Raw genomic sequence first — 8426 nt, forward strand, 5'->3', positions numbered from 1 at the left:
CGAAAATCAGCAGCTGTCGCATTCCGGGATTTCCCCGGGCGCGGATTCTAGCACTCGGCGGATGATATCCACGGGATGACCCGCTCGGGCCATGGCGGCGAAAGCCTTCCTTCGTGCTTCCGGGCCGGACGCGATGGCAGCATAAGGCCCGAGCCGCCTCCGCTGGGCGAAGCGAAGCGCCGCGGCCATCGCCCCCGCTCTCGCCTGTTCTTTCGCCGGGGCCGCGTCCGCTTCCTCTATGCCGGCCGCATGCAGGGCCTGGTCGACTCGCCGCTGGCCATATCCCCGTCGCGAGAGAGACGCCGCGCGTGACGCCGCAAAGGCAGCGTCATCGACATAACCCAGGCTCGATATACGCTCGACAAGACTATCGACGGGAGGCTCTCCGCCGTCGTGCCAGCCGCGCTCCCGCACCTTGCGTACGAGATAGGTCCTGAGCTTGGCCCGGGTGCTGGCATAGCGCCCGACATAGAAAAGGGCGATCCGCTCCAACGCCTCCTCATCGAGCGGAGGGCGGGGTCTTTTATGGCTGTTCGGCGTCACGCGCCTTGATTGTGCCATAGTCGAGCCAGAATATGAACGCGCCTTATGCCGTAAGACGGGAGCCAATTCGGAAGAGCTCCCGCATGGACGGGTGTTCACAGTCAAGGATTATACCCGCAGTGCTCCAACAAGCTGAAGGCCGGACGCGGCCACGCACGCAGGATCAAGCTGCTCTTGTACCGACCCCGACGGCGGACACGCTGCCGCGCCGCTATGCCGACTTCGATACGCTCGGCGAGGCGCTGGACTATGCCGCCGAGGGCGTTCGCGGCCTAAACTTTCACGACCCCAGGGGCCAGCTCGTCCGCGCCTATACTTTCCGGGAGCTTCGCGACGACGCGATTAGCGTCGCCTACCGCCTGATCGCGCATGGAGTGAAGGGCGGCGACAGGATTGCGCTGATCGCCGAGACGGGGCCCGAATTCGCCGCCTTCTTCTTCGGCGTGGTCTATGCGGGCGCCTGGCCGGTTCCGCTACCGCTGCCGACGTCCTTCGGCGGCAAGGAATCCTATATCGATCAGCTTTCGGTCCAGCTCAAAAGCTCGGATCCGAGCCTCCTCCTCTATCCGGCCGAGCTGACTGGCATGGCGGATGCCGCGGCCGAGGCTATCGGAATCGAGGCGCTGGATTGGCAAGGGTTTGCGATGCGCGCCGCCCCTTCGGCGCCCCTTCCTTCGGCCAAAACCGACGACATCGCCTATCTCCAATATTCGAGCGGCTCCACCCGTTTTCCGCATGGGGTGGCGGTGACGCATCGGGCGCTGCTCAACAATCTCGCCGCCCACAGTCACGGGATGGAGGTGGTCGATAGCGATCGATGCATTTCCTGGCTTCCCTGGTATCACGACATGGGCCTGGTCGGCTGCCTGCTCTCACCTGTGGCGAACCAGGTTTCGACCGATTACCTGAAAACCGAGGATTTCGCCCGCCGGCCGCTCGCCTGGCTCGATCTCATCAGCCGCAACGAAGGGACGACGCTCAGCTACTCGCCCACCTTCGGTTACGACATCTGCGCGCGCCGCATTGGCAGCCAGAGCAAGGTTTCCGAGCGTTTCGACCTGTCGCGCTGGCGCGTCGCCGGCAATGGCGCCGACATGATCCGGCCCGACGTCATGCAGGCCTTCGTCGACGCCTTCGCCGATGCCGGCTTCAACGCCAGGAGCTTCCTCCCGAGCTACGGCCTCGCCGAAGCAACGCTGGCGGTCTCGATCATGCCGCCCGGCGAGGGAATCGTCGTCGAGCTGGTCGAGGAAACGCTTCTCGCCGGCGGCGGCACCGCGCGGCGGGACCGTCCGCAACGCTATCGCGCCATCGTCAATTGCGGCAAGGCGGTCAGAGACATGGAGATCGCCATCCGCGACGAGGAAGGCCAGCCCCTGCCCGACAAGGCGATCGGCAAGGTCCATGCGCGCGGGCCCTCGATCATGCACAGCTATTTCCGGGACGAGGCGGCCACCGACGCCTGCCTCGACCCCGACGGTTGGCTCGACACCGGCGACATGGGCTATTTGTCGGACGGCTACATCTACATCGTCGGCCGGGCCAAGGACATGATCATCATCAACGGCAAGAACCACTGGCCGCAGGATATCGAATGGGCGGTGGAGCAACTGCCCGGGTTCAAGGCCGGCGACATCGCCGCGTTTTCGATAACGACGCCGGGCGGCGAAGAGACGCCGGCGGTCCTCGTCCAATGCCGGACGTCGGATGCGGAAGAACGAGGCCGGCTTCGTGACGAAATCCGCGAGCGGGTGCGGGCGATCACCGGCATGCATTGCGTCGTCGAACTGGTGCCCCCGCGCACACTGCCGCGCACCAGCTCTGGTAAGCTCAGCCGCGCCAAGGCGCGCAATCTCTATCTGTCGGGCGAGATCCAGCCCTACGATATCGCCGCATAATTAACAGCGCATCCATAACTCTTCCCTAACGCTTCCCGGGCTATCGTCCGCCTGGGAAAGCCATGAGCGACGTAACGCTGCCAAAACTCGACTGGCGCATTGTCTTCAACCGCGCTGCACCCCCGGGATACAGGGGTTGGGGGCGCGTGCGCGCGGCGCAACTCACCGACATGGCGAGGGCGGTAAGCGCCGCGGCGTGGGGACAGGCCTTCAATGCCGTCCTGCTGATCCTGATCCTGGCGGGGAGCATCGATCCCAGTGTGCTCGCGCTCTGGCTGCTCGCGCTGACCCTGCTGATGCTGCGCGCCTTCACGTTCCTGAAGCGTGTGCAGCATCGGATGATCCATTCGATACCGCGCCGCGCGATCGACCGGGCCGGCAATCACAGCGTCGTCTTCGGCTTTCTCTGGGCTATTCCCGCAGCCTACTTCTTCCCGGAGGCCAGCGCAGCCGAGCAACTGGCGATCTGCATGGTGACCGCAGGAATGATGGCGGGCGCCGCCTTCATCCTGTCCAACGTTCCACCAGCCGCCGGCGCCTACATCTGCATCATGGGCGCCGCGGCCACGACCATGCTGCTCAAGACCGGCTGGCCGCTGATCGCCGCAATAGGGCCCGTCTATACGATCGGCCTCATGGTGATCGTCTATTCAAGCGGCCGCGCCTTCATGCTGCGAAAATGCGTCGAGCTTGCGCTCGAAGAGCGAACCGAGACGGTCAGCCTGCTTCTGCGCGATTATGAGAGCAGCGATGCCGACTGGCTATGGGAGCTCAACGGCAACCTCCTGCTACAGAGCGTGTCGCCTCGCTTCGCCCGGGCGGTCGGCCGCGCAGCGCTCGATGTCGAAGGCAAGTCGCTCCTTGACCTCCTGTCCGGAGGAAAGGCTGCGGACCCGGCTAAAGCCAAGGCGCTGGAGACGCTTGCCGACCTGCTCAGCCGCCGAGCGCCGTTTTCCGAGATGCTGGTGCCCATCACCAGCGCTGCGGGAACCCGATGCATCGAGCTTTCCGCCCGACCGCGCTACAACGGCCAGGGCCGGTTCATCGGCTATCGGGGCGTCGGATCGGACGTCACCGAGGCCCGCCAGGCGGCTGATCGCATCGCCCACATGGCCCGCCACGACGCGCTGACCGGCCTCCCCAACCGGTTGCAATTGCTCGAGGCCCTCGGCGACGCCCTGGCCGACGTTCGGGAGAATGGCGGCCTTTGCGCCATGCTGCTGATCGACCTCGACCGGTTCAAGTCAGTCAATGATTCCCTTGGGCATGTGGCCGGCGATCATTTGCTTCGCCAGGTTTCCTCCCGTTTCGATCCGATCATATCGGATACCATGACCGTCGGCCGCCTCGGCGGCGACGAATTCGCGCTCGTCATTCCTGACGCCTCCGACATCGCGTCGGTAGAACGACTGTGTCTGGACATCATCGAGGCCCTGAAGGAGCCTTTCGTCTACAATGACCAGCATCTGTTCGTGGGCGCGAGCATCGGCATCGCGCTCGCGCCGACCGACGGCACCTCGGTCGAGGAGCTTATCCGCAATGCCGATCTCGCCCTCTATCGCGCCAAGGACGAGGGCGGCAACGACATCTGCTTCTACGAACCCGCCCTCCACGCCGAGGCGGAAGAGCGGCGCCGGATCGAGCTCGCCCTGCGCACGGCGCTGGGCCGCGATGAGTTCCGGCTCGTCTACCAGCCGGTGGTCGACGCGAAGACATCGCGGGTCCAAGGCTTCGAGGCGCTGGTCCGCTGGCGCAACCCCGACCTCGGCGACCTGTCACCTATGAAGTTCATACCCATCGCCGAAGAAACCGGCCTCATCGGCCGCATCGGCGAATGGGTGCTGCGAACCGCATGCACGGAGGCCGCGCGCTGGCCGGCGAACATTTCGGTCGCCGTCAACATCTCGCCGCTCCAGCTTCAGGAACCGGGTTTTATCCTGACGCTGATCTCTGCGCTTTCCCAGAGCGGGATCGATCCGCACCGGCTCGAGCTGGAGATCACGGAGACGGTGTTCCTCCATATCACGCCCTTCACGCAAAAGGTTCTTCACCAGATCCAGAGCCTGGGCGTCGGTCTCGCCATCGACGATTTCGGCACGGGTTACTCTTCATTGGGCTATCTGCGCGACGGCCGCTTCGACACGATCAAGATCGACCGCAGCTTCGTTCAGGCGGCACGCGAGGACGACCCCGAAAGCGGCGCCATCATCCGCGCCGTCGTCGCGCTCGCGGGGAGCCTGGGCATGAGAACCGTGGCGGAGGGCGTGGAGACGACCGAGCAGCTCGCGCTGGTGCGCGCGCTCGGCTGCGAACGGATCCAGGGCTATATCTTCTCCGATCCTGTACCACCGTCGGCGATCAAGCCACTGCTCGGCGAGGTCCGCATCCGCGCCGCCGCCTGAGCGCATTTCAAAGGCCTGTCACCTCTTGCGCTCCCCTCCCCGCCTCGCTAATGGGCGGCTCTCCGGCTCTAGGAGTGTAGCTCAGCTGGTAGAGCATCGGTCTCCAAAACCGAGGGCCGTGGGTTCGAGTCCCTCCACTCCTGCCAATCCCGCCGCAAAAAAGGGGCCGCGTCGCTCCCAAAGAGAAAAGAGCGCTGGGAAATCGGGACCGGGGGACTATGTGGAAGGAAGGTCATGGCGGCTCCGGACAGATCGGAGGGCCGCCGCGGCCTCTTTTGTGTGTTTGAACGAAGGCGAGGGCAAAGCGCGTGGCGAAGGTCAATCCGGGCGAATTCTTCAGGCAGGTCCGCGCCGAAACCGCGAAGGTCGTCTGGCCGTCGCGCAAGGAAACAGTGACCACCGCGATCATGGTCATCATCATGACCGCGCTGCTCGGCATCTTCTTCTTCGGCGTCGATTCCGCGTTCAGCGCGATCGTCAAGGCGCTGCTCGGCCTCTTGAGCTAGTCACAGGCCCTCTCCCCAACCCTCTCCCGGCGGCGGGAGAGGGAGCGAATTAGGAAACAGGATCACGAATGTCTCGCTGGTATATCATCCACGCTTATTCGGGCTTCGAGAACAAGGTGCGCGACGCCATCCTGTCGGAGGCGACGCGGCTCGGCCTGGAGCAGCTTGTCGAGGCCGTCGAGGTCCCGACCGAGAAGGTGACTGAGGTCCGCCGCGGCAAGAAGGTGACGTCGGACCGCAAGTTCTTCCCCGGCTACGTGCTCGCCAAGCTCGCCATGAACGACGACGTCTATCACCTCGTCAAGAATACCCCCAAGGTGACGGGCTTTTTGGGCTCCTCAGGCAAGCCGCAGCCGATCAGCGAAGCCGAGGCCGCGCGCATCCTCAACACCAAGGAAGAAGCCGCCGCCGCCGCGCCCAAGACCAAGGTCAGCGTCGACTATGAGATCGGCGACAACGTGAAGGTGCTTGAGGGGCCGTTCGCGAGCTTCAACGGCATGGTCGAGGAGCTGGATTTCGACCGCGGGCGCGTGAAGGTTGGCGTGTCGATCTTCGGGCGGGCGACGCCGGTCGAGCTGGAGTTCGAGCAGGTAGAGTTGGTCAAATAGAGATTTGACCAACGCGTGTCCCGGCGAAAGCCGGGATCCAGGAGAAGAACGACTGGGCTCCGGCTTTCGCCGGGAACAAGGGCCGGGGCGGAAGCTCCGGCTTTTTCGCCTTCGTCAGCTTCGCGCCCTTCCCGGCCATTTCGAGCTTGCTTAGATGCCCCCAAAGCGGTCACTCGTGCACCGAGGGGCGAAAGAGCCTCGCTGCCAGGGACTGTGCGGATCGCAGAAATAGACCGCAGCATCCGCTCTGCCTTTCTGGCCAAGGCCGCTCTTCTTGGCCATGGCCCGGCCAAAGGCCGAAAGACCAAGGCAGCCTGATCGTCATGCGAGCGGCCGCTATTGGCGGGCCTGCGCCTTAAGCTCCGACAGCCGCTCTTCGCAAAGGGCGGCGACGATATCGCGCAGACACGCGACCGAGGCTGCCAGTGCGTCGAGATCATCGGTCGTGATCGCATAGCTCGCAGAGTAGCGCGCCTCCACATAAGCGCGCTTCAGCCGCTCGAAGCGGCTTCGATCGCGCTTCGTGGCTCGCGGCCAGGCTTCGACCAGCCGGGGCGCCTTGTCCTCCGCGAGCGAACGCAGGAACTTGATGTTGTGCGAGCGCGGAAAGTAGAGCGTCCGCACAAGCAGAAAACAGATGTAGAAGCGTTCGACGGCTTGGTGCAGTTCAAATGCGGCTTTCTTCAACCGACCCCGTTCAAGGTTCGATTGAAAGTCATCAAAGAACTCACCAGCGCTGGGTAGCCAGTCGTCGAAATACTCCTTCGCCATGCGATGAGCATCGGCCGGCGTGAGCGGCATCGGCGTGGCAAGCGGATGGCAGGGCAGCTCGTAGAGTGCGATCCCGTCACGGGCGATGTCGGTCCAGAAATACTCGCCGCGCGCGAGCGCGCTGTTCACCTCGTCCAGCGAATGCACGATGATGTTGACCGGACGGGCGATGGCAGGGTCGCGCGCGATCCGGTCCTCGGCGACATACCAGTAGTCGGCGATGTCGGTGAGATCCTCGTGGCTGATGACGATCAGCAGATCGAAGTCGGACTGATAGCCGTTCTCGGGCTCGTCCACCCAGTCATCGCGGGCGTAGGAGCCGAACAGGATGATCTTGTAGACCTTGCCGCCCCGCTTGTGCGGCTGGGTGGCCCGCCCGATCGCCGTCTCGAACTCGTCGAGGAGGATTTGCCGGATGCGCTCGAGCTCGCGCTGCTGCTGTTCGGGCAGATGGTCGAGATCGTTGCGCATGCGCTTCATCCTAGACGGCGTTTGCTAGGCTGCCCAGCCCGCCCAGGGAGTGTTGCTCCCCCCGGGTGGACTGGGCATTTTCACGAGCGCGCGCGCCACAGGCGGAGCCGCAAGCGCAGGTTCAGACGTCGCTCGCGCAGGAACCGCCGGATCGGACCAAGGGTGATACCCTGCTCCTGCTCCCAAACGTCGCGACCAAGCCGATGGAGAGCGTCGGCGAAGATACGCTCGACCTGCCGGGGCGACAGACCGGTTCGCTCGCCGATCTCGGCATAGGTCAGTTGATCGTGGCGTTTGGCGGAGAATATCCCCGCATGGAGCGGCGCAGCCGGTCATAGGCGCGCCGCAGCCGTTCCAGCGCAATGGGATCGATGTATTTCATGGAAGGCCTCCCGGTGCGGGGCGAACCGCCGCCGGCATCGGATCACGCCGCTTCGGCCATCGGTTCGGGATCGGGCTCGGCCCGCGGCTCCAGGCTCTGCGCCCGCGTCACGGTTTCGCCGTCCGATCGTCGGCAACTTCGTTCGCTGCTAACGGGGCGCTTCGCTCCCGCTGCGCAGCTCACGAGCGCCTCGATTGACGACCAGGAGACAGGCCGCCAGGAGCTCCAGCGGTTCCTCCACCTGCCTGAGGGCAGGCTGTTCGAGGAGGTCGCAGGCGAGCGCGGCGGCGAGGTAGAGGCTGGCCGCGGCGATCGTCATGCGGTGGCCTTCGCTCGTCAGCCATTGCCCTATGGCGCGCGGCGAGAGGCCCGCCCGCGCCGCGCTCCGGAGGATGGCGACGAGGGCGAGGAAAGCGGCGGCCGCGGCGAGGAAGAGCGGCGCCTCCCACAAGGTCCGCAAAGCGACGAGGACGAGATCGTGCGCGCCGTCCAGCTCTCCGCCGCCGCGCATGTCGGGCATGTCCCAGCCAAAGAGCCGGGCACCGAAGGCGATCTCCGAGAGGAAGCACAGGCTTGCCAGCAAGAGGACATAGAGGGCCAGCCAGTCGAAGCCTCTTCCCCCACGCAGGTGCGTGGCGGCGCCGAGGGCCGCGATCGCGAAGAGCGTCGCGGTGGCCCATTCGATGGGGCCGTCCTCCCTCAGCAGGCTTTCCGGGCCGAACCTGTTGGTGAGGATGCCGGCCGCGACCGCCGCTATTCCCGCGCAGGCGAGCATGATCGGCAGGCGCCATGGCGAGCGTTCGTGGCGGGCGGCATCCGGGGTCGGGCGGGTCGTGGCGGCGGCG

General features: G+C 65.1%; 8 protein-coding genes and 1 tRNA gene. 6 read left to right on the forward strand and 3 right to left on the reverse strand.

The window, feature by feature from the left end:
• Positions 1 to 6 precede the first annotated feature (6 nt).
• A complete protein-coding gene (locus VIR62_RS06975) occupies positions 7 to 561 on the reverse strand; it encodes a regulatory protein RecX (protein WP_431869873.1) in 555 nt (184 codons plus the stop codon).
• A 101-nt stretch (positions 562 to 662) separates the two neighbouring features.
• On the opposite strand from VIR62_RS06975, the gene VIR62_RS06980 reads away from it, so the two are divergent.
• The 5 genes from VIR62_RS06980 to nusG all read left to right on the forward strand — a co-directional run bounded on the left by VIR62_RS06980 (position 663) and on the right by nusG (position 5957).
• Positions 663 to 2441, forward strand: a complete 1779-nt coding sequence (locus VIR62_RS06980; RefSeq protein ID WP_431869875.1) for a fatty acyl-AMP ligase — start codon at positions 663 to 665, stop codon at positions 2439 to 2441.
• 62 nt (positions 2442 to 2503) lie between these two features.
• Positions 2504 to 4843, forward strand: coding sequence for a putative bifunctional diguanylate cyclase/phosphodiesterase (locus VIR62_RS06985; RefSeq protein ID WP_431869877.1), 2340 nt, complete (start codon positions 2504 to 2506; stop codon positions 4841 to 4843).
• Positions 4844 to 4913: 70 nt separating this feature from the next.
• A tRNA-Trp gene (locus VIR62_RS06990) sits at positions 4914 to 4989 on the forward strand.
• Between the two features lie 162 nt (positions 4990 to 5151).
• The gene (secE, locus tag VIR62_RS06995) at positions 5152 to 5349 is read left to right on the forward strand and encodes a preprotein translocase subunit SecE (protein WP_431869879.1); all 198 of its coding nucleotides are present in this window, start codon (positions 5152 to 5154) and stop codon (positions 5347 to 5349) included.
• 68 nt (positions 5350 to 5417) lie between these two features.
• The gene (nusG, locus tag VIR62_RS07000) at positions 5418 to 5957 is read left to right on the forward strand and encodes a transcription termination/antitermination protein NusG (RefSeq protein ID WP_431869881.1); all 540 of its coding nucleotides are present in this window, start codon (positions 5418 to 5420) and stop codon (positions 5955 to 5957) included.
• A 336-nt stretch (positions 5958 to 6293) separates the two neighbouring features.
• On the opposite strand, the gene VIR62_RS07005 is transcribed toward nusG, so the two are convergent.
• Positions 6294 to 7199 (reverse strand): HEPN domain-containing protein, encoded by a 906-nt coding sequence (locus tag VIR62_RS07005; RefSeq protein ID WP_431869883.1) that lies wholly within the window; start codon positions 7197 to 7199, stop codon positions 6294 to 6296.
• 65 nt (positions 7200 to 7264) lie between these two features.
• Here VIR62_RS07005 and VIR62_RS07010 point away from each other — a divergent pair, with 65 nt between their 5' ends.
• Positions 7265 to 7537 (forward strand): hypothetical protein, encoded by a 273-nt coding sequence (locus tag VIR62_RS07010; protein WP_431869885.1) that lies wholly within the window; start codon positions 7265 to 7267, stop codon positions 7535 to 7537.
• Between the two features lie 192 nt (positions 7538 to 7729).
• On the opposite strand, the gene VIR62_RS07015 is transcribed toward VIR62_RS07010, so the two are convergent.
• On the reverse strand, positions 7730 to 8426 hold a 697-nt coding region (locus VIR62_RS07015), incomplete at its 5' end, for a hypothetical protein (protein ID WP_431869887.1).

Origin of the sequence: Allosphingosinicella sp. (assembly GCF_036570505.1) — a bacterium.
GTDB lineage: Bacteria > Pseudomonadota > Alphaproteobacteria > Sphingomonadales > Sphingomonadaceae > Allosphingosinicella.

Bases quoted from the DNA above. Each gene is read 5' to 3' on its own strand.
- VIR62_RS06975 (WP_431869873.1), bottom strand. From the start codon at position 561: ATGGCACAATCAAGGCGCGTGACGCCGAACAGCCATAAAAGACCCCGC.
- VIR62_RS06985 (WP_431869877.1), top strand. From the start codon at position 2,504: ATGAGCGACGTAACGCTGCCAAAACTCGACTGGCGCATTGTCTTCAAC.
- nusG (WP_431869881.1), top strand. From the start codon at position 5,418: ATGTCTCGCTGGTATATCATCCACGCTTATTCGGGCTTCGAGAACAAG.
- VIR62_RS07005 (WP_431869883.1), bottom strand. From the start codon at position 7,199: ATGCGCAACGATCTCGACCATCTGCCCGAACAGCAGCAGCGCGAGCTC.